At 30.4% G+C, this 21,066-nt stretch carries 22 protein-coding genes; 8 read left to right on the forward strand and 14 right to left on the reverse strand.

Going from position 1 to position 21,066, the window contains the following annotated elements:
- Window positions 1-3: 3 nt before the first annotated feature.
- The 8 genes from pcrA to Q4528_RS09855 form a co-directional block, all read right to left on the reverse strand.
- On the reverse strand, window positions 4-2,196 hold the full coding sequence (gene pcrA, locus Q4528_RS09820) for a DNA helicase PcrA (protein ID WP_046467426.1): 2,193 nt from the start codon (window positions 2,194-2,196) through the stop codon (window positions 4-6).
- Entirely contained in the window at window positions 2,193-2,885 is a 693-nt protein-coding gene (gene pcrB / locus Q4528_RS09825; RefSeq protein WP_017637874.1) for a heptaprenylglyceryl phosphate synthase, read from the reverse strand. The genes pcrA and pcrB overlap by 4 nt, the downstream gene beginning before the upstream one ends.
- Window positions 2,886-3,066: 181 nt before the next feature.
- Window positions 3,067-3,369, reverse strand: coding sequence for a YerC/YecD family TrpR-related protein (locus Q4528_RS09830; RefSeq protein WP_017637875.1), 303 nt, complete (start codon window positions 3,367-3,369; stop codon window positions 3,067-3,069).
- Window positions 3,370-3,474: 105 nt separating this feature from the next.
- Window positions 3,475-4,770, reverse strand: a complete 1,296-nt coding sequence (gene purB / locus Q4528_RS09835; protein ID WP_046467425.1) for an adenylosuccinate lyase — start codon at window positions 4,768-4,770, stop codon at window positions 3,475-3,477.
- 236 nt (window positions 4,771-5,006) lie between these two features.
- Entirely contained in the window at window positions 5,007-5,189 is a 183-nt protein-coding gene (locus Q4528_RS09840) for an NETI motif-containing protein (RefSeq protein ID WP_029056018.1), read from the reverse strand.
- Window positions 5,167-5,766 carry a DUF2179 domain-containing protein gene (locus Q4528_RS09845; RefSeq protein ID WP_046467424.1) on the reverse strand — a complete coding sequence of 200 codons (600 nt, stop codon included), beginning with the start codon at window positions 5,764-5,766 and terminating at the stop codon, window positions 5,167-5,169. The genes Q4528_RS09840 and Q4528_RS09845 overlap by 23 nt, the downstream gene beginning before the upstream one ends.
- Before the next feature lie 196 nt (window positions 5,767-5,962).
- Window positions 5,963-6,784, reverse strand: a complete 822-nt coding sequence (gene nadE / locus Q4528_RS09850) for an NAD(+) synthase (RefSeq protein ID WP_046467423.1) — start codon at window positions 6,782-6,784, stop codon at window positions 5,963-5,965.
- Complete coding sequence (locus tag Q4528_RS09855) at window positions 6,777-8,246, reverse strand: nicotinate phosphoribosyltransferase (protein ID WP_017637880.1); 1,470 nt, start codon at window positions 8,244-8,246, stop codon at window positions 6,777-6,779. Before Q4528_RS09855 ends, nadE begins: the two co-directional genes overlap by 8 nt.
- Before the next feature lie 229 nt (window positions 8,247-8,475).
- On the opposite strand from Q4528_RS09855, the gene Q4528_RS09860 reads away from it, so the two are divergent.
- Both Q4528_RS09860 and Q4528_RS09865 read left to right on the forward strand, forming a co-directional pair.
- The gene (locus Q4528_RS09860; RefSeq protein ID WP_303521396.1) at window positions 8,476-9,543 is read left to right on the forward strand and encodes a nitric oxide synthase oxygenase; all 1,068 of its coding nucleotides are present in this window, start codon (window positions 8,476-8,478) and stop codon (window positions 9,541-9,543) included.
- An 18-nt stretch (window positions 9,544-9,561) separates the two neighbouring features.
- A complete protein-coding gene (locus tag Q4528_RS09865; RefSeq protein ID WP_046467421.1) occupies window positions 9,562-10,368 on the forward strand; it encodes a prephenate dehydratase in 807 nt (268 codons plus the stop codon).
- Window positions 10,369-10,427: 59 nt separating this feature from the next.
- On the opposite strand, the gene Q4528_RS09870 is transcribed toward Q4528_RS09865, so the two are convergent.
- On the reverse strand, window positions 10,428-11,522 hold the full coding sequence (locus Q4528_RS09870; RefSeq protein ID WP_072291870.1) for a glycosyl hydrolase family 28-related protein: 1,095 nt from the start codon (window positions 11,520-11,522) through the stop codon (window positions 10,428-10,430).
- A gap of 178 nt (window positions 11,523-11,700) precedes the next feature.
- On the opposite strand from Q4528_RS09870, the gene Q4528_RS09875 reads away from it, so the two are divergent.
- The 3 genes from Q4528_RS09875 to Q4528_RS09885 all read left to right on the forward strand — a co-directional run bounded on the left by Q4528_RS09875 (window position 11,701) and on the right by Q4528_RS09885 (window position 14,822).
- On the forward strand, window positions 11,701-12,255 hold the full coding sequence (locus Q4528_RS09875) for a cysteine hydrolase family protein (protein ID WP_017637884.1): 555 nt from the start codon (window positions 11,701-11,703) through the stop codon (window positions 12,253-12,255).
- Between the two features lie 70 nt (window positions 12,256-12,325).
- A complete protein-coding gene (locus tag Q4528_RS09880) occupies window positions 12,326-13,255 on the forward strand; it encodes a manganese-dependent inorganic pyrophosphatase (RefSeq protein ID WP_029056023.1) in 930 nt (309 codons plus the stop codon).
- Between the two features lie 187 nt (window positions 13,256-13,442).
- The gene (locus tag Q4528_RS09885; protein WP_303521401.1) at window positions 13,443-14,822 is read left to right on the forward strand and encodes an aldehyde dehydrogenase; all 1,380 of its coding nucleotides are present in this window, start codon (window positions 13,443-13,445) and stop codon (window positions 14,820-14,822) included.
- A gap of 57 nt (window positions 14,823-14,879) precedes the next feature.
- On the opposite strand, the gene pglS is transcribed toward Q4528_RS09885, so the two are convergent.
- Window positions 14,880-15,908, reverse strand: coding sequence for a 6-phosphogluconolactonase (pglS, locus tag Q4528_RS09890; protein WP_046467418.1), 1,029 nt, complete (start codon window positions 15,906-15,908; stop codon window positions 14,880-14,882).
- 217 nt (window positions 15,909-16,125) lie between these two features.
- Between pglS and Q4528_RS09895 the strand changes: the two genes are divergently transcribed.
- On the forward strand, window positions 16,126-16,530 hold the full coding sequence (locus tag Q4528_RS09895; RefSeq protein ID WP_037555615.1) for a YolD-like family protein: 405 nt from the start codon (window positions 16,126-16,128) through the stop codon (window positions 16,528-16,530).
- 75 nt (window positions 16,531-16,605) lie between these two features.
- Here the strand turns inward: Q4528_RS09895 and Q4528_RS09900 are convergent, their stop codons facing one another.
- Complete coding sequence (locus Q4528_RS09900) at window positions 16,606-16,776, reverse strand: hypothetical protein (protein ID WP_017637889.1); 171 nt, start codon at window positions 16,774-16,776, stop codon at window positions 16,606-16,608.
- 392 nt (window positions 16,777-17,168) lie between these two features.
- Here Q4528_RS09900 and Q4528_RS09905 point away from each other — a divergent pair, with 392 nt between their 5' ends.
- Complete coding sequence (locus Q4528_RS09905; protein ID WP_046467417.1) at window positions 17,169-18,209, forward strand: C45 family autoproteolytic acyltransferase/hydrolase; 1,041 nt, start codon at window positions 17,169-17,171, stop codon at window positions 18,207-18,209.
- Between the two features lie 54 nt (window positions 18,210-18,263).
- Here Q4528_RS09905 and Q4528_RS09910 read toward each other — a convergent pair whose 3' ends face one another.
- From Q4528_RS09910 to Q4528_RS09920, 3 genes are all read right to left on the reverse strand, one after another.
- On the reverse strand, window positions 18,264-19,115 hold the full coding sequence (locus Q4528_RS09910; protein ID WP_046467416.1) for a DUF4097 family beta strand repeat-containing protein: 852 nt from the start codon (window positions 19,113-19,115) through the stop codon (window positions 18,264-18,266).
- Window positions 19,112-19,669, reverse strand: a complete 558-nt coding sequence (locus Q4528_RS09915) for an HAAS signaling domain-containing protein (protein ID WP_017637750.1) — start codon at window positions 19,667-19,669, stop codon at window positions 19,112-19,114. The genes Q4528_RS09910 and Q4528_RS09915 overlap by 4 nt, the downstream gene beginning before the upstream one ends.
- Before the next feature lie 63 nt (window positions 19,670-19,732).
- Window positions 19,733-20,218 (reverse strand): hypothetical protein, encoded by a 486-nt coding sequence (locus Q4528_RS09920; RefSeq protein ID WP_303521404.1) that lies wholly within the window; start codon window positions 20,216-20,218, stop codon window positions 19,733-19,735.
- Between the two features lie 166 nt (window positions 20,219-20,384).
- Between Q4528_RS09920 and Q4528_RS09925 the strand changes: the two genes are divergently transcribed.
- Window positions 20,385-20,948: a thioredoxin family protein gene (locus Q4528_RS09925; protein WP_046467414.1), complete on the forward strand. Its 564-nt coding sequence runs from the start codon at window positions 20,385-20,387 to the stop codon at window positions 20,946-20,948.
- Window positions 20,949-21,066 lie beyond the last annotated feature (118 nt).

Consider the following 21,066-nt stretch of genomic DNA (forward strand, 5'->3'; position numbering starts at 1 on the left):
CCACTAGTCCTCCTTTTTTTCAATTGGTGCAAATTGAGCTAGTAATCGCTTTGGTCCTTCTGATTTAAATATAATATCTAATTCTACAGAACCATTTTTTTCATTAACGTTACTAACCATACCTTCTCCCCATGCTTTATGAGTAACTTTATCTCCTACTTTCCAGTCAGAAGAAGTTACCTGTTTTTTAGATGAAGTTGTTCTCTTACTAAAGCCGCGTTTTTGAGTTGGTTTCGCCTTAGGTTGAATTGTTTGTCGTTTACTACCCGAATGACTTTCCATTAAATCTTCAGGAATTTCTTTTAAAAATCGAGATGGCATATTAGATTGAGAACGTCCAAACAACATACGTGTTGTTGCGTTAGTAATGTATAGTGTTTCCTCAGCTCGTGTTATCGCTACATAACAAATTCTTCGCTCTTCTTCCATTTCATGGTCGTCATCACTTTTAATAGCTCTAATATGTGGGAAAAGCGATTCTTCCATTCCCATAATAAATACAATCGGAAACTCTAACCCTTTAGCAGAGTGCATTGTCATCAATGTAACTCCTGACTCTGTATCCGCTTCATCAATGTCAGCAACAAGTGATAAATCTGTTAAAAAGTTGATTAATGATTGTTCTTCAAGTGGTGTATTTTCTTCATAATCTTTAGGAACTGACATAAATTCATCTAGGTTTTCTAAACGACTACGTGATTCTAGAGTTTGTTCTCTATCAAGCATATCCCTATAACCGGACTTAACTAAAACTTCTTCCACTATTTCACTTATTTCAAGAAATTCTTGCTCTTTAATTAAATTTTGAATCATTTCGTAAAAAGAAATACATTCTTGAGTAACTTTTTTAGATAGTCCTATAAAATCAACTTCACCTAAAGCATCGAACATACTTATATTGTTTTGAACTGCATAAGTTTGTATTTTTTCAACTGATGATGGACCTACACCACGTTTTGGTACATTAATAATACGTTGTAAACTAATATCATCATTACTATTGGCAATAACTCTTAAGTAACTTAATAAATCTTTAATTTCTTTACGATCATAGAATTTTTGGCCGCCAACCATTGTATAAGGTATATTGGATTTCATAAATGTTTCTTCTAATACACGTGATTGCGCGTTTGTTCTATATAATATAGCCATATCACTATATTTCTTTCCATTACGCTGATGTTTCATAATTTCTTTTACTACGTATTCCGCTTCATCACGTTCTGTTGTTGCTTCGTAATAATTTATTTTGTCTCCGCCTGTATTAGCAGTCCACAATCCTTTTGGTTTTCTTTCTGTATTGTTTTTAATGACTTCATTGGCAGCATTCAAAATTGTTTTTGTTGAACGATAATTTTGTTCTAAGAAAATCGTTTTTGCATCTGGATAATCTTCTTCGAATGATAAAATATTTTGAATATCTGCACCACGCCAACCATATATAGATTGGTCTGAATCACCAACGACACATAAATTTTTAAATTTATTGGCTAATAATTTGATTAATGTGTATTGTGCTTTATTGGTATCTTGGTACTCATCAACATGAATATATTGGAATTTATTTTGATAATACTCTAAAGCTTCAGGTACTCTTTCAAATAAATTAATAGTAGTCATAATTAAATCATCAAAATCTAATGCTTCATTTCTTGATAATTGTCGTTGATATCCTTTATAAACTGTAGCTACCATTTGCGAATGATAGTCATTTGCTTCATTTTGGGCATCTTCTGGTGTTTTTAATTCGTTTTTCAAATTACTAATAGCGCCTATAAACATACGTGGTTCAAAACGTTTACTATCAATATTTTCATTTTTCAATACATCTTTGATAACAGATTTTTGGTCTGTTGGGTCAATAATAGTGAAATTACGTTCTATTCCTATACGATCAGCATCACGACGTAAAATTCGTACACACATTGAGTGGAATGTAGACATCCAAATGACTTGAGCTTCTTCACCAACCAATTGTTCAACTCTTGCTTTCATTTCTTTAGCTGCTTTATTAGTAAATGTAATTGCCAAAATATTATAAGGTGATACATCTTTCTCGTCTAATAAATATGCGATTCTATGTGTTAGTACTCGTGTTTTACCAGATCCTGCACCTGCCATAATTAATAGTGGGCCTTCTGTAGTTCTGACAGCTTCACTTTGCTCTGTATTCATATTTTTTACTAATGAATTCATTTACTAGACTCCTTTACCTTAACTGTTTTTAATGCTTTTTTTATATCTTTATAAATAATATCTCCAACAACTATAGTATCGGCATACTCAGCCATCTCTTTGGCTTGAGATAAAGTAGTGATACCACCACCATAAAATAGCTGTGTTGTCGTTAGCGTATCTTTAACTGATTTCACTGTGTCTACTTCCCCATATTTTCCACTATTTTCTAAGTACATAATGGGAAAACGATATAATTCATTAGCCATTAACGCATATGCATCTATATCATTTATATCTAATTGTGTATTAGCATTTGTTCGTTGTGCAACTTTGCTATCTTCATTCATTACAAGATAACCCTCAAATATTACCTCATCAAAATCAATGACATGTCCATATTCTTTCAAAGCTTCGAGGAGCATTCCATTATGGTATTTGACATTATTACTATTCAATACTGTTGGAATAAAATAAAAATCAAAACCTGGCATAACACTCTCTATATTTGAAACTTCTAAAACAAGTGGTAATGGGTAACGTCTAACTCTACTCATTAATTGAATGACATTATCTTCTGTCACATTATCTGTGCCCCCTAAGATAATAGCATCAGTGTTAGACATACATATTGCATCTAAATCATTGTCAGAAATAGTCTTTGCGGGGTCTAATTTAAATACATGGCGCCATTGTTTAATGTTATACATTACATGAAACTCCTTTTTTTAACATGCCTTAAATTATATCATTTTTAACTTTTTAGTTCTAAACAGATATCGTGAAAATGTACAACTTATTTCTAAAATCTTTAAGAATTGATAAAAAAGGAAACGATCGTCAACATATTATCGTCGTTAAACTTTAATGTTGCGATCGTTTCATCTTATATTATTCTTTTGTATCGATATTTAATCGATTTAAAATCATTGTGTAAGCATCATTACCCCATTGTAAAGAACGTTTTACACGAGATATTGTTGCCGTAGATGCGCCAGATTCTTGTTCTATAGTTGCATATGTGTATCCTTGTTTAATCATTTTAGCTACTTGAAGTCGTTGAGAAAGTGATTGAATTTCATTCACTGTACATAAATCATCGAAAAACTGATAGCATTCTTCTCTATTTTCTAATGTAAGAATTGCATCAAACAATTCATTTAATGCATCCCCGCGTAATTTTTCAATTTGCATCGTAACAGCTCCTATATGCATATTCTTTTATCATTTTAACTTACTAATAAGTTAAAGTGTAGTAGTTTTATGATAAAAAGTATAGGATTTTAAGTTAATCACTTATTATTCTAAGCCAGCTCTTTTGAAAATAGTATCTACTTGATTTAAATGATGTTTAGGGTTAAAGCATTCATCTAGGTCTTCTTTAGATAATACATCTGTGATTTTGCTATCTTGTTCAATAAGTTCTCTAAATGGTGTTTTAGTTTCCCAAGATTTCATCGCTTTAGGTTGAACTGTATCATAAGCTTCTTCACGTACCATACCTTTATTTATAAGTGAAAGTAGTACACGTTGAGAATAAATTAAACCAAATGTTTTATCAATATTCGCTTGCATATTTTCTTCGTACACAGTCAAACGATCAACAATGTTAGTAAATCTATTTAATGCATAATCTAAAGCAATTGTTACATCTGGTAACATGATTCGTTCAGCTGATGAATGTGAAATATCACGTTCATGCCATAATGGAACGTTCTCATATGCAGTAGTGATATAACCACGTATAACACGAGAAATACCAGTGATATTTTCAGAACCGATAGGATTACGTTTATGTGGCATTGCTGATGACCCTTTTTGTCCTTTAGCAAATGCTTCTTCTACTTCACGAGTTTCAGTTTTTTGTAAGTTTCTGATTTCTACTGCAAATTTTTCTAAAGAAGTAGCTATCAGTGCCAATGTTGCAATATAGTAAGCATGGCGATCACGTTGTAATGTTTGTGTTGAAACTGGTGCTGCACCTAAACCTAAATGTTTACATACATAGCTTTCAATTTCAGGTGGAATATTAGCAAATGTACCAACAGCACCACTCATTTTTCCTACTTCAATTTCTTCTCTAACGTCTTTAAAACGTTTTAAATTACGTTGCATTTCTGTATACCATAATGCCATTTTTACACCAAATGTAGTAGGCTCAGCATGTACCCCATGTGTTCTTCCCATCATTAAAGTGTATTTATAATTTTTTGCTTTGTCTTCTAAAACTTTAATAAATCTTTCTAAATCTTTTTCAATAATATCGTTTGCTTGTTTAATGACATAGCTTAATGCTGTATCAACTACATCTGTAGAAGTTAATCCATAATGAACCCATTTTCTTTCGTCGCCTAATGTTTCTGAAACTTGTCTAGTAAATGCTACAACATCATGTCTTGTTTCTTGTTCAATTTCTTTTGCACGTTCAACATCTACTTTGGCATTTTGACGTATTTTTTTAACATCTTCTTTAGGAATATATCCTAACTCGCTCCATGCTTCTGATGCTAAAATTTCAACTTCAAGCCATGCTTCATAGCGGTTTTGGTCTGTCCAAATAGACGACATTTCTTCTCTAGAATAACGTTCAATCATTGTTTAAGCTCCTATCATATGTGTATTTATAATTTTATTTCTAAAAACTGTACATTAAAAACGAATTTCCGTTTATAGTTCGTCTTTTATCTTTCGCTTTTTATTTTAACAGAATCAACCTTATTTGTGTAATTCTAATATACTTATAATCATATTTTATTTCATCTTCAAAGTGAACACAATTATCAATATTAAAAACCACTCAAATCATTAGATTAGAGTGGTTTTCTTAAATATTATTCTGTTATTTTTTTACCGATAAAAATAATATCTTGTTTTAGTACTTCAAGACTACCGTCTTTATTTTCTTTATAAATGGGTTTCTCGATTCGTCTTGTTGGCATATACCCTTCATCTTTCATTCGTTTCAGACAATCTGCAATGGTTTCGTTGTCATTAACTTTGAACTTCATGTTCAACAACACTTTCTAATTCTTCTGGTTCGTATGCTTTAAGTTTACGCTTACGCACTCCTTTAACCCAGAATCCACCATGAATATTTCTTGGTTCATAAGCAATAATAAATGCTTTAGGATCTAAGTTTTTAATAGTATCCATTAATTTTAATTCATATTTTCTTGGCGTTAATACTTGCATCACCAAACGACTTCCATCACGGCCAAATGCTTCATAGTGGGTAACACCATAACCTAAATTACGAAGTTCATTTGGTAAGTCTAACTCGTATTCAGAAGATGTTGCATTGACAACTGTATATCCAAGCGCAAGCTTTTCTTCAATTTTCATACCAACAATGATACCTATTGAAAAACCAAATGCATAAGCTACAATATTTTGAATTTGATCTAAACTAGACATTACTAATCCTAGACCTACGACGTAAATTAAAACTTCAACGAAACTTACAATCGCAGCTACATAACGGTACCCTTTTAAAGTTAATATTGTTCTCATTGTTAAACATGTAACGTAGCATACATTAATAACAAAGATTGCAAACACCATTAACCAGGGATTTTGAGCAATCGCTGACATAATATTCCCCTTTTCTTACTTGAAATCCAAATTATTTTAACAGTCATTTTAATCTTTGTCACGTCAAAGTTAAAATTCATTCTATTAAATTAATATCAATGTTTTATTTTCATTTTATGTGAATTAACAAAATTGAACCGTAAACATATACCAACATGCTCATGTATATTTACGATTCAATGTATCGATTTTCAATTTAGTTTTTAGGCCAAGTATAACGAGTGTATGCGAGTTCTCGTTTATGAGCGTTTTTAATATAATGATTTTCAATTTTCTCTTTTGCTTGGCTTGAAACTTCTTTACCTTCTAAATAATCATCAATCTCATTATATGTTACTCCCAATGCTTCCTCGTCAGGTAATTGAGGTTTATCTTCTTCTAAATCTGCAGTTGGAATTTTTTCATATAAATGTGCAGGTGCATCTAAATATTTTAGTAACGCTCGTCCTTGTCGTTTATCTAGACCGAATAATGGAGCTATATCAGCTGCCCCATCACCATATTTCGTATAAAAACCTGTAATATTTTCAGCTGAATGATCAGTGCCAACAACTATTCCAGATTTTTTTGAGGCAATAGAAAATTGTACTTTCATTCGTTCGCGTGCTTTTTCATTTCCTTTTTGGAAATCTGTTAAAGTGATCCCCGCTTCTTGTAATGATTTAACGCTCATATCTACAGCGGGTTTAATATTAACTGTGATCGTTTGATCAGGATTAATAAATTTTAATGCATCTTCAACTTCGTCTGCATCTGATTGAACACCATATGGAAGTTTAACTGCTATAAATTGACACGCTCTACCTTCTTCACGTAATTCATTTACAGCTAATTGTACTAGTTTACCTGCTAATGTTGAATCTTGTCCTCCAGAAATACCCAATACTAATGATTTGATAAAATCATGTGATTGTACATATTTTTTTATAAAATGTTTAATTTCTTGCACTTCTGTTTCAACATCAATTTGAGGTTTTACTTTCATTTCTTTTACTACAATGTCTTGTAAATTACTCATGATCTTCCTCCATTTCTTTTACGTGTTCTGCTACTTCAAAGATGCGTTTATGTTTATTTTCCCAACAAGCTGTACTTAAATCAACCGGATATTCTTGTGGATTTAAGTAACGTTTATTTTCATCCCAAAATGTTTTAAGTCCTTCATTTAAGTAACTTTGAGCTTCTTGTACGCTTGGCAATTCGTATACGAGTTGTCCATTTTCAAAAATAGAATGATGTAAATCAATGGCTTCAAAATCTTTGATAAATTTCATTTTAAATGTGTGAACAGGATGGAATAATTTTAATGGTTTTTCTTTTCTAGGGTCTTCACCATGTAACGTTATATAATCTCCTTCTGCTTTACCTGTCTTTTTATTTATAATTCTATAAACATTTTTCTTACCTGGTGTAGTTACTTTTTCAGGATTGTTAGATAATTTAATACGATCACTATATGTGCCGTCACTATTTTCTATAGCAACTAATTTATACACTGCACCTAAAGCAGGTTGATCAAATCCGGTAATTAATTTAGTTCCAACGCCCCATGAGTCTACTTTTGCGCCTTGAGCTTTTAAACTTGTAATTGTTTCTTCGTCTAAATCATTAGAAGCAATAATTTTAGCATCTTTAAATCCAGCTTCATCTAACATTCGACGCGCTTCTTTTGAAAGGTATGCAATATCACCTGAATCTAATCGAATACCTATGAAATTAATTTTGTCTCCTAATTCTTTAGCTACTTTGATTGCTGTAGGTACACCAGATTTTAGTGTATGGAATGTATCTACTAAAAAGACACAATCTTTATGTCGTTCAGCATATTTTTTAAAAGCAATGTATTCATCGCCATAAGTTTGTACTAAAGCATGCGCATGTGTTCCTGAAACAGGAATACCGAATAGTTTTCCTGCTCTTACGTTACTTGTTGAATCAAAACCACCTATGTATGCTGCTCTAGCCCCCCATAAGGCTGCATCTAGTTCTTGGCCGCGTCTAGTACCAAATTCCATTAATATATCGTCACTTGCAATTTGACGAATACGACTTGCTTTAGTAGCAATCAATGTATGGAAATTAATTATATTTAATAATACTGTCTCTAAAAGTTGTGCTTGAATTAATGGTGCTTCAACTCTTAACAAAGGTTCATTACCAAAACATATTTCACCCTCTTGCATTGAATGAATATGTCCTGTGAATTTTAAATTTTTAAGATAGTTTAAAAAATCATCTTGATAACCGATAGTTTTTAAATATTCAATATCAGTATCTGAAAATCCAAAATTATCCATAAAATCAATTACACGTTTAAGACCATTGAATACAGCGTATCCACCATTGAAAGGCATACTTCTGAAATATAAATCAAAAACAGCCATTCTCTCGTGAATGCCATCATTCCAATAACTTTCTGCCATATTTAATTGATATAAATCATTTTGTAGCATTAAACTGTCGTCTTCAAATTGGTACACTCGTATCTCTCCATTCGACCATTCTTTTATAATTATTTTATCATAATTCAATTTATCTAGGTAATAACTGAGATTATAACCCAATCATGTTTTCAATTTAATAATTCATTACATAACTTTTATCTATCACGGTATTTTTATGCTGAACGTTACGACAAATTCATGACAATTGAATTTATTGAATGTGCATTTTCTATCTGTAGATTATAATACTTATGAGGTGTTTCAAATGTTAATAGACAAAGCAACGACATTTATTAAAACAATGTATTCAGAACTCAATTATTCTCAAGAAGATATCGACAAACGAATCAATGAAGTGACAGAAAGCATTCAACAAACTGGAACATATAGACATACTACAGATGAGTTAATTTATGGTGCTAAGATGGCTTGGAGAAATTCGAACAGATGTATTGGCAGATTATTTTGGGAATCACTTAATGTTAACGACGCAAGAGATATTACCGAAGAAAGTAATTTTATTGATTCTATATGTAATCATATTGAAAAAAGTACTAATGGCGGAAAAATTAAACCTTACATCACTATTTTCCATCCAGACCATCCGCCCAAAATTTATAACAATCAGTTAATTCGCTATGCAGGTTATGAAGAAAAAGGAGATCCATCAGAACGTGAAATCACTCAACTTGCACAACGTTTAGGATGGCAAGGTGATGGTGGAGATTTCGACGTTTTACCACTAATTTATCAAATTGGTGAAGGTCCAATTAAATACTTTGAATATCCAAAATCTTTGATTAAAGAAGTGCCTATTGAACATGAAAATTATCCAAAATTAAAAGAATTGAATTTAAAATGGTATGCTGTCCCTATCATTTCAAATATGGACTTACAAATTGGTGGAATAACTTACCCTACAGCACCATTTAATGGTTGGTATATGGTTACTGAAATTGGGGTTAGGAATTTTACTGATAGTTATAGATACAATTTGTTAGAAAAGGTTGCAGAAGCGTTCGAGTTTGATACACTTAAAAATAATTCTTTTAATAATGACAGAGCACTACTGGAACTCAATTACGCGGTCTACCATTCTTTTAAAGCACATGGCGTGTCAATCGTGGATCATTTAACTGCTTCTAAACAATTTGAAATGTTTGAAAAAAATGAAGAAAAACATCAACGACAAGTTACAGGAAAATGGTCTTGGCTTGCACCACCGATTTCACCTACGCTTACAAAAAATTATCATCATGGCTTTGATAATACGATGCGAGACCCTAACTTTTTCTATAAAAAATCGAATGAGACGAAGTGCCCTTTCCATTAAATCATTCGAGGTGAAGGTATGAAGATATATTATTTAGGTCCGAAAGGTACATTTTCGTATTTGGCTTCTCAAAAATATGTTGAACAATTGAAATTGCAAAATATCGATTTTGTACCAAAAGCTAATTTATATGAGGTTATTAAATGTGCATCACAGGATGACGATACTATTGGTTTAGTACCTATTGAAAATTCTATAGAAGGAACCATTAATATCGTAGCTGATTCACTAGCTAAACAAGACGTTTATGCACACGGTGAACTCCTTTTAGATATTGATTTTGCGTTATATGGACAATCAGGTAGCCAAATTGAAGATATTAAAAAAGTCTATTCTATAGCACCCGCTATAAGTCAGACATCAAATTATATTATGAATCATCACTTTGATTACGATTATGTAGATAGTACTGTAAAAGGATTTGAAATGATTAGTAAACATGTAGGTGCCATAGCACCTGTCAATAGTGGTGAAGATTATGGTTTTCAACAATTAGATACACATATACAAGACTTTCCACATAATGCGACACGTTTCTTAATTATTAAAAACCATGCCCAATTTGATGTAAATGCAAATACTACTATGTTTTTAATTACTCCGAAGTTTGATAAACCTGGATTACTAGCTAGTATATTAAATACCTTTGCTTTATTTAATATTAATTTATCTTGGATTGAATCACGCCCGCTTAAAACCAAGCTAGGTCAATATCATTTTTTTGTACAAGCAGAGGCCCAATTATCTAATGATATTGAAAAAGTAATAACTATCTTAAATACATTAGATTTTGAAACAAAACTAATCGGTGCATTTAGGAAATAATTATATGTAAATAGTGCTATTTTCATTTTAGTATTCTAATGAAAATAGCACTTTTATTTTTATTTAATATTTTCAACATTCTCTTTTTCGATAGTAACTAAATGATCAACTTGATTTAAAGTGAGATGATTAATGTCTTCAAGATGTATCTTCTGTGTTTTATCATGAAATGTGTTACCAGCAATAAATACATTATTATGTTTTATATTGTTATAGCTTCTAATATGAATAGCATCTTTTTTCATTTTCCCTATAAATTCATTACCTATTACATTAAAGTTTGTACCCGCTTGTGCACCCATATCTTGACCTGTGAATGCATCAGCAGCATTCTTGCCATCCTTTACTCCTAAAAAGCGTATACCCCCATTACAATTTTTAAACTGATTTTTAGAAATAAATGTATTTTGTGATTTTAATGGAGTTAACGCGTATTCTTGAATACTATCAAAAATATTATTTCGAATGTGAATGTTTTCGTAAAAGCAATCATATCTAGATGCATGTGAACCAATAGCTCTATTCCAAGATTTCATTTTAACATCATCTGAAGGTCCAAAATAACAATTTTCTATAACTGCATTTTTAGTAATTGTCCCATCAGTTGTACCAAATTTGGGAAAAGCACCTGGTACTTGAATATCTAATTGGACTGCTTCTGAGAAGAAACGGTCACCATCAACATCTAAGAATCCTTCAAATGAACAATTCGCTATTCGTAGTCCATTTATACCACACGCATCAATTGCATGACCTCCAACAATATTTTTAAATGTAACACCAATAAATTGTATATCTTCTGCATGACCAACACACACCGCAGTATTATTATAAGGATACTTACTTCCATTCATATCAAATGTTCCACCTTTAATATGTATGTGACTATTACCAGTGTATCCACGATAGAAAATATACGGTTTCCCATTTTTCAAAAGCGCGTCTTTACTACATCTCAATAATTTTGTTTCATCATCTAATAGTAATGTTGTTGAATCATATATCACTAATGCTTTACCTATATGGTAAGTCCCTTGTGGGATATAAACTGTATGTTCACCATTTTTAGCTTTATTAAGTGCACGCTGTATTGCTTTTGTATCTTTCGCTTTATTATGACCTTCTGCGCCAAAGTCTTTCACATTTATGAACATGCAATATCTCCTTCGATTAATAATTAATTGTAGTGTTCTTAATAAATATATATACTATGATTAATCTTATAAAACATTTTTAGACCAATTAGATGAATATTTTAATTAACTTAACCAAATTAAATGACTTTTATATCGAAATAGCTTGATATGCTTGATTTAGAGAGGATGTTATAAAATGACTAAAACAGCATTAATTATAGTAGATTATTCAGTAGACTTTATAGCTGACGATGGAAAATTAACTTGTGGCGTACCTGGACAAAAATTAGAAAACTTTCTCGTAAACCGTATAAATCAATTTAATGAAAACCGTGACGATATCTTTTTTATGATGGATTTACATTATGAGAATGATGATTTTCACCCTGAATCAAAATTATTTCCACCCCATAATATTGAAGGATCGGTAGGACGACAACTTTATGGTGAGGTCGGTAAACTTTATGAATCTATTAAGACTCAAAACAATGTTCATTTTTTAGACAAAACACGATATGATTCATTTTATGGTACACCTTTAGATAGTTTACTCCGCGAAAGAAATGTTAATAAAGTTGAAATCGTTGGTGTTTGTACTGATATATGTGTATTACATACGGCTATATCAGCTTATAATTTAGGGTATGCTATTCGCGTACCTAGTAAAGGCGTAGCATCATTCAACCAGTCAGGTCATCAATGGGCTTTATCACATTTTGAAAACTCATTGGGCGCAGAGGTAGAAGAATGAGCTAAAGTCATGCTAAAATAACTATATATAATATTAATAAATTAACAATGAATAAGGGAGATATTTATCAATGGCAAATACTTACATTTTTGGACACAAAAACCCAGATACAGATGCAATTTCTTCAGCAATTATTATGGCTGATTTCGAACAACAAACTGGTAATACTAATGCTAAAGCTTACCGTTTAGGTGAAGTTGGTGCTGAAACACAATTTGCTTTAGATCATTTTAACGTTAAAGCACCAGAATTATTAGAAGACAATTTAGATGGCCAAGAAGTAATTTTAGTTGACCATAACGAATTCCAACAAAGTGCTGACTCTATTGCTGATTCAACAATTAAGCATGTTGTTGACCATCATAGAATCGCTAACTTTGAAACAGCTAGTCCTTTATATTACAGAGCTGAGCCTGTTGGTTGTACAGCAACAATCCTTTACAAAATGTATAAAGAACGTGGATTTGAAATCAAACCTGAAATCGCTGGTCTAATGATCTCAGCAATTATTTCAGACAGCTTATTATTCAAATCTCCTACTTGTACTGAGGAAGACGTAAATGCTGCTCAAGCTTTAAAAGACATCGCAAATGTTGATTTAGATGCATATGGTTTAGAAATGCTAAAAGCTGGTGCTTCTACTACAGATAAATCAGCAGATGAATTATTAGATATGGATGCTAAATCATTCACTATGGGAGATTATGTAACACGTATTGCTCAAGTTAATACAGTTGATATCGACGAAGTTTTAAATCGTAAAGAAGAATTAGAAAAGTCTATGCTTGAAACAAGTGCCGAAGAAAAATATGACTTATTCGTTTTAGTTGTAACTGATATCATTAACAGTGATTCTAAAATCTTAGTTGTAGGTGCTGAAAAAGACAAAGTTGGAGAAGCATTTAATGTTCAATTAGAAGATGATATGGCGTTCTTAACTGGTGTCGTTTCTCGTAAGAAACAAGTTGTACCACAAATTACTGAAGCATTAACAAAATAATTAGATGATAAATTCAAAAAATAGTTAATCATTTTTACTGAGGCATTTAACAATGCTTCAGTTTTTTTATTTTTCACTCATTAAATGCAAAATTATTTTTGTTAAATTAGGGTATAGATATGTTATGAATATATTTGGGAGATGTAAAAAATCTTGATTATTCTAAATATTAAGGAGGTTTATCTGTTTGAATTCAATTGAGCAATTATTTAACAATAGTAAACAGTATTTCAGTACACATCAAACTAAAGATATTAAATTTAGAAAGCACCAATTAAAAATGCTAAGTAAAAGTATTAAGCATTATGAAAATGATTTACTTGAAGCCTTACATACCGATTTAGGTAAAAGTAACGTCGAAGCTTATGCTACTGAAATTGGGATTTTATTAAAAAGTATTAAATTAGCACGTAAAGAACTTAAAAATTGTTCTAAAACTAAACAAGTAGATACACCGTTATATCTTTTCCCTACTAAAAGTTATATTAAAAAAGATCCATATGGGACTGTACTAATTATTGGTCCGTTTAACTACCCTGTTCAATTAACTTTTGAACCTTTAATAGGCGCCATTGCTGCAGGTAATACTGCAATTATTAAACCATCTGAGCTTACACCAAATGTATCTTCAGTTATTCGTAAAATTATCGAAAACACTTTTAAACCTGAATATATTGCAGTTGTTGAAGGTGGAATTGAAGAAACAAACGATTTAATCCATTTACCTTTTGACTACATGTTTTTCACTGGTAGTGAAAAAGTAGGTAAAATTGTTTATCAAGCTGCTAGCGAAAATCTTGTACCGGTTACACTTGAACTCGGTGGTAAATCCCCTGTCATTATAGATGAAACAGCTAACTTAAAAGTAGCTAGTGAAAGAATTGCTTTTGGTAAATTTACAAATGCAGGCCAAACTTGTGTTGCTCCTGATTACATTTTGGTAGATAAAAAAGTAAAAAATGATTTTATTAAATCATTGAAACAAACAATTACAGAATTTTATGGTTCGCAAATTCAAAATAGTCCAGATTTTGGAAGAATCGTAAACAATAAACACTTTAATCGTCTAAATCATATACTTACACAGCATCAAAACAAAGTTGTGTTTGGTGGTCATAGCGATGAATCTGACTTATACATTGAACCGACTATTATAGATGATGTTGAGACTTCTGATTTAATTATGCAAGAAGAAATATTTGGTCCATTACTACCTATCATTAGTTATGAACAATTTGATGAAGCATTTTCTATAATTCAAGCACGATCTAAACCATTAAGTCTTTATTTATTTAGCGAAGACGAAAACTCCACTCATCGTGTGCTTAATGAGCTTTCATTTGGTGGTGGTGCAATTAATGATACATTAATGCATTTAGCTAATCCAAATTTACCATTTGGTGGTGTTGGTCTATCTGGTATGGGTCAATATCATGGAAAATATTCATTTGATACATTTTCCCATGATAAATCTTATACTTTTAAATCAACACGCCTAGAATCAAGTCTATACTTCCCACCTTATAAAGGAAAACTCAAGTATATTAAAGCCTTTTTCAAAAATTAATATTTATGTATAAAGAATCCCTCAAGTTATGGCAACTTGAGGGATTCAATCTTATAGTTAAAAGATAACGCAAACACCTTCTGGCGCATTTGTTGCCTCATCTATTAAAGTTAATGTTCCTTTATTTTTATCTCTTTCAAATACAGTTACTTTAGATTGACCTTCTTGATGCGCGCAAATTAAATATTGATCTGATTCAGCAATATTGAAATCACGTGGAAACTCATCGCCACTTAATACAATATCGACAAGTTCAAGTTTAGCCCCATTTTCTAATACTTTATAAATCGCAATACTATCATGGCCACGATTGCTTACATATAAAAATTGTTGATCATGTGATAAATGAACCGCTGCTAATTTTGTGGCACCTTTATAATCTTCAGGAATCGTTAAATGACGTTCCAATTCTTCAAAATGACCATCATTATATTTTGTCACACTTACGATATTTGATAATTCATGTACGACATATGCATAATTTCCGTTTTCATGAAAAGCAATATGTCGAGTTCCATCAGCTGGGGTAAACTGAGAAACAGCATGTTCGTTTAGACCATTATCTCCATAAGTATATGCCACAATGCGATCTGTACCCAGGTCTGTTCCAACTACATATTTACCATCTGGTGTTTCATTTAAGAAATGAACATGAGCATGATCTTGTCTTTCATGTGGTCCAAGTGGAAAATCGTGTTCTAATTCTTGAATCAATTTTTCTATTTTTCCCGTAGTAGGGTTTAATTTATATATTCTTGCTAATCCTGCACCATAAACCGCTTCAAATAGAAATGCACCATTTGTCGATACTTGTATATAACAACCTGTTCCATTTTGCGAAGCTAAGCATTTATTTATTAATGTTAATTGACCATCATTTCCAATTTTAAAACTTGCAACACCACAATTATCGCCTTCTTTTGTTATCGCATATAAAAATTGATCGTTTCTTGTTAAATAAGTAGATGCCTCTATTTGATTTGCTGTTTCTACTTGTGTCATTTGGCCTTGTTGTTCATCGAAATCAAATTGATAAATACCTTGTCCATTGTTTTTAGTATATGAACCGATATAACCTTTTGTCATTTTAAAACGCCTCCATTTCACTTATCTCTATTCTATTAAATTTAGACGTCTAAAGACAAACTTTTAAGTACAAATTACGACATAAAAATATGTGAGGCTTAATTTAAATTGATTCGAATGTGTTGAGAGACTATTTTTAATGGAATAGGAAATTAAATCTTGCAAAATAGAACATATGTTCGTATAATGTAATTATAAATATCGAGGTGATTGAAAGATGATTAATGATTTAAATAATAGTCAATTGGATTATCGAAATATACCACGTAACAAATTAGATAGAGATATTCCTAAGGGACGTGGCATGGTTAAATGGGCACCATTTGCTACACTACCAGAGCAATTTGAAACAATATATCAATATATTATTGACCAAAATAAAATTGAACGCCCCATACTTTCAGAAGACCAATTATCTGAATTGAATTTTCGTTTACATCAATCCCTTCAATTAAACCAACCTGTTATCGTTAAATATTATGACGCTGGTTACTTTAAATCAATCGAACTTAATATTGAGCGTATCGATGCCATTACTTTTGAAGTTGAAGGCTATCAATCACATTCTTCTGAGAAATATAAGCTCTCTATATTAGATATTATAGCTATTTCTCCTTCTTAAAAACTATTTTAAGATTAAATAAAAAAGCCACTGATGATTATCTCATCAGTGACTCTTAATTAATTTGAAGCCAAATTAATTGTTATTTTCGATATCTGAAACGATTTCTTTAGTTTTTCTTTCGATATCTTCAAAGTCTTTTTTGAAAATATAAGCAAATGCAACTACACCTACACCTGCAACAACTGTAGTAATAGCTACTAAACTAAATACAAATTTAAATAAACCTTTAATAAAGTTCCACATTAAAATTCACCTCTATATTTGATATGCATATCTACAATACCATATGATAGCATATTTATCGTAATCAATAAATACATACCCTTTGTACTGATAATATATAAGCTTCATTTCATCAAATTTATGATAGTATAGACATATAAAAAAACGACTGATTTAAAAATCAGTCGTCATAAAAAATTATTAAATGTTATCCGTTCCACCATCTAGAGAAAGCATTTTTAGCTCTTCGATAAGCATTATACATTATATCACCTCAAAATAAGCTATTTTCTAATTTGCACGATAGCAACTAAATACATCTTAATTATATATATTATTACTATTAATTACAATTAAAGTAATATTAATATTTAATTACAATATGTAAATTTTTCTTAAGGAGCATATTAATAATGCAAAAAGTCCAAACCGATATAATGACCCATAGAGGGTCTCACTATGATTTAGGTGTACAAACCGGTAATTGGTTAAAACAAACCGAATTATTAAAGAATCGCGAACAAGAATGGAAAAAAAGAATACCTCGATTTGATATAGATATTAATGAAACCCACTCAATCTTTCAAACATATGCGCCAAAAATTTGGGAAGAAATTATGGGAATGCAAGATGTACTAAAATTACCTACACGACAAATGATTTTAAATTTTGCTCATTATCGTTTCACAGATTTAAAAGATAGTGGTTGTACTGTATTTAGAGGACAAGATTATATTGTTCGAAATTATGACTATCACCCTGCAACATATGATGGTAGATACTTACTATTTCGACCTAATGATGGAGGATTAGCACAAATCGGTCCTACGTCGAGAGTCACTGGAAGAATGGATGGAATGAACGAAGCCGGTTTAGTTATGGCATATAATTTTATGCATCGTAAAAAGCCTGATAATGGCTTTGTTTGCTATATGATTGGAAGATTAATATTAGAACTTTGTAAAAATGTAGATGAAGCCATTCAACTATTAAAAGACCTTCCACACCGTAGTTCTTTCAGTTATATTTTAATGGATAAAGAATTAAATCATGCAATAGTTGAAGTTACACCAAGAGATATTCAAGTACGATATGATAATATCTGCACTAATCATTATGAAATATTAACCCATGAAAATCGAAACTATACTCAAGAATCTAAAGAACGGTTGGCACGTACAGTTAAACAAACTCATCCTCAACTAGATAAACATAAGACATTTAAACTCTTTAACGATCCACAATACAATATATATAGTAAACTTTTCAGAAGTTGGTCAGGCACTATTCATACTTCTATGTATGAGCCAAAATCCCTAACTGCATGGATGACTTTAGGTGAAAATAAGGCTCCATCTTCAATTAATTTTAATGATTGGTTAAATGGTGTTGAATTACAACAAACATCATTTGAAGGAATGATTGATAGCGACTTAAAATTTGCAACATATTAAAAATAAAAAAGTACAAAAGGAAATTTAAATTTTCCTTTTGTACTTATCTCATTTTTATTTAATCGTAATATCTCCATCAACAGTATAAAATTCTAAAACATTGTTACTTTTACCTACTTTACTTTCATGGAAGTTTTTATTTTTAATTAAAGATTGTCCTTTACTTGGCTGTAACTTCAATAATGTATTTTGCGGTTTATCTTTATATTTAAAACTAATATTTCCATCTTTTGTAGAAGCTTTTATATCAGATTCAGATGGCATATTATTAAAATTAATATTCCCTTGATTTAATAAGAATATGGAATTATTAATACTACTATTTCGAGCTTTGATATCACCTGAATCTATATTGATATGAGTATCTTTAATTTTGGTGTTATTCATTGATAACTCTAAATTTTTAGCTTTGAGATCAGAATCCTCAAATTCACTTTTTTTAATAAACATTTTACTTAAACTGTTAGCATATTTTGTGAATCTAACCTGTTTACTTTTTATGTTTTCTATTGTGTATTCTCCACTTATAGAGTCCATAGTCAAATTATTAAGTTTTTTTTCTGGCACTTCAATAACTATTAAGTTTTCTCTTTTTCTAAACGGATTTAAATTAATAGCATATCCTCTATTTACATTCTTTTTCTCTGTCACTTTTAAATTCTCTTTGTTTTTATTAACTTTAACGTTGCTGTCTCCATTATATTTAACCTTAAATTTTGAACCTTTTACCAACTTAACATTAGCATATTCTGATTTTATAGATATATTTTTAAAGTTATAATTCGGATAGGTTTCATTAAATTTCTTTTCTTCATAATTTTGTTTCTCAAAGGTAAACCATATGATAGTTGCACCTATAAAGAAAACAATAAAAATGATAAGACCTGAAAACATTAGCTTTCTCATCTTTGAACGCGTCCTTTAATTGTTTTAATATACCATTTCAAATATTTTAAAATAAGTCTATAAATTCCTTCTAACACTTTAAAAGTTAAGACTATCAACATTAATCCTAAACCAGAATATGCAATAGAAAATAAAATATTACTGGTAGAATCATGTATACCTTTATAAATGGAAGATATAACTAAAATTAGAGGCATAAAAATTAAAAATACTGAAACAATCAATAACATCACAAATATCAAACTAATTAAAAATACTGGGATTAGAACTAAAAATATAGATAATAAACCTAAACTTAGTGAGGCTGTAACAGCTCTAATGATGTTATGAAAAGTCGGTTTAACTTCCGCATATTCAATCGCACTACTAGCTTTAACTTGTTTAGCTATATCCTCAGGTTCTTTAAGTTCTTTTACTATTTCTGCTTCAGACTTTCCTTTCAATTCTTCTTCATAAAAATAATGTTCATAGTCAAACATTTTTTTATCTTTTTCTTTCTTGGGAAGTTCATCTAGGGATACTTCTAATTCATTTAAAAATGTGATTTTATCCATAGTATTGTCACTCTTTCTGCCAATTTTTCTATATTAGTTGCAATACTAATGTCCAACTATTCTCTACTTACTAAAAAACTCGATACGTTTTACTATACCATCTTTATATAAAATATTTAATTTCATGTGGTTATAGCGGTCTCTGTATGTAATAGATTGATAATTTTTACCTATTTTATTTTTTTGATAATTACTACCTAAGGAATTAATAGCTTGATCAATATGGCTACCAATTTTAACATCAAAGTTAGTAGGAACATCTTTATCTTTAACTAGTACAATTCCTTTTACGATATTTTTCTTTTTATGAACTTTTAACGTTAAATCATTATGTTCTCTATGATTATAGAACGTATAACGATCTACTTTAATATTTTTATTTACCTTATAATTTTTCTTATGAAATTGATCATTTAAATGTATACCATTTATTGAAGTATTTGATAAATCGACAGTTTTTATATTGTTATAAATTGAAATACCAATAAGAAGTAAGATACTTAAAATTAAAAATAGTATCGTAATTACCCAACGATTCTGTATACGCAATGATGGTCACCACTTTCGACTTATTATATTAAATATAGCATAAGGTTTATTTACTTTCATCTTACGTCATACTTTTCATTAAATGAGAGAATTTTTAAAATATTTTAATTTATTTACACTTTAGAAATTGGTATAATGTATAAAATAATTAAAGGAGGTTTTTACGATGACTCGTTTAGAAACATATTTCAAAAAAAGCCAAGACATCGGACCTTATATTGAACAAATGCAAGAAAATAAAGATAATCTAGTTTCTATTTATAATTCTTTTAAGTTACCTGAAGATGATGAGAGATTAGAAAAATTAAAATCCTCTAATTATTCTAATGTATTAGTAATTACAGAAGATTGGTGTGGCGATGCAATGATGAATCTACCAATACTTAAGCATATCGCCGAAGCTCTAAATTTACATGTAAAAGTATTCCACCGCGATGATGATATTCAACTTATCGATCAATATTTAACAAATGGAAAATCTCGTTCTATACCTATTTTTGTATTTTTAAATGATCAATACGAACAAGAAACAGTTTGGGGTCCACGCGCTAAAGAAGTTCAAGCGTTTGTGACAAACTTACGCGAAGACACATTACCAAGTAAAGAACATCCAGATTATGATGATAAAGTAAAAGAAACACATTTAATTATTTCTAATCGATATAAAACAGACTCATCTTTTTGGAGTGCTGTGTATAATTCAATCATCGATCAAATGCTATATAAATAAATCATATTTAAGATGAAGCTATTTAATTTTAAGTAGCTTCATCTTTTTTAAATTAGTCTCCAATTTAATTTTTAACATGTTTCTTCTACATAAAAAACCGGGACCATATAGCCCCGGA

Origin of the sequence: Staphylococcus pasteuri, from assembly GCF_030547725.1 — a bacterium.
GTDB lineage: Bacteria > Bacillota > Bacilli > Staphylococcales > Staphylococcaceae > Staphylococcus > Staphylococcus pasteuri.

Coding starts and splice junctions, on each gene's coding strand:
- pcrA (WP_046467426.1), bottom strand. CDS start 2,196: ATGAATTCATTAGTAAAAAATATGAATACAGAGCAAAGTGAAGCTGTC.
- pcrB (WP_017637874.1), bottom strand. CDS start 2,885: ATGTATAACATTAAACAATGGCGCCATGTATTTAAATTAGACCCCGCA.
- Q4528_RS09830 (WP_017637875.1), bottom strand. CDS start 3,369: ATGCAAATTGAAAAATTACGCGGGGATGCATTAAATGAATTGTTTGAT.
- purB (WP_046467425.1), bottom strand. CDS start 4,770: ATGATTGAACGTTATTCTAGAGAAGAAATGTCGTCTATTTGGACAGAC.
- Q4528_RS09845 (WP_046467424.1), bottom strand. CDS start 5,766: ATGTCAGCGATTGCTCAAAATCCCTGGTTAATGGTGTTTGCAATCTTT.
- nadE (WP_046467423.1), bottom strand. CDS start 6,784: ATGAGTAATTTACAAGACATTGTAGTAAAAGAAATGAAAGTAAAACCT.
- Q4528_RS09860 (WP_303521396.1), top strand. CDS start 8,476: ATGTTAATAGACAAAGCAACGACATTTATTAAAACAATGTATTCAGAA.
- Q4528_RS09865 (WP_046467421.1), top strand. CDS start 9,562: ATGAAGATATATTATTTAGGTCCGAAAGGTACATTTTCGTATTTGGCT.
- Q4528_RS09870 (WP_072291870.1), bottom strand. CDS start 11,522: ATGTTCATAAATGTGAAAGACTTTGGCGCAGAAGGTCATAATAAAGCG.
- Q4528_RS09875 (WP_017637884.1), top strand. CDS start 11,701: ATGACTAAAACAGCATTAATTATAGTAGATTATTCAGTAGACTTTATA.
- Q4528_RS09880 (WP_029056023.1), top strand. CDS start 12,326: ATGGCAAATACTTACATTTTTGGACACAAAAACCCAGATACAGATGCA.
- pglS (WP_046467418.1), bottom strand. CDS start 15,908: ATGACAAAAGGTTATATCGGTTCATATACTAAAAACAATGGACAAGGT.
- Q4528_RS09895 (WP_037555615.1), top strand. CDS start 16,126: ATGATTAATGATTTAAATAATAGTCAATTGGATTATCGAAATATACCA.
- Q4528_RS09900 (WP_017637889.1), bottom strand. CDS start 16,776: ATGTGGAACTTTATTAAAGGTTTATTTAAATTTGTATTTAGTTTAGTA.
- Q4528_RS09905 (WP_046467417.1), top strand. CDS start 17,169: ATGCAAAAAGTCCAAACCGATATAATGACCCATAGAGGGTCTCACTAT.
- Q4528_RS09910 (WP_046467416.1), bottom strand. CDS start 19,115: ATGAGAAAGCTAATGTTTTCAGGTCTTATCATTTTTATTGTTTTCTTT.
- Q4528_RS09915 (WP_017637750.1), bottom strand. CDS start 19,669: ATGGATAAAATCACATTTTTAAATGAATTAGAAGTATCCCTAGATGAA.
- Q4528_RS09925 (WP_046467414.1), top strand. CDS start 20,385: ATGACTCGTTTAGAAACATATTTCAAAAAAAGCCAAGACATCGGACCT.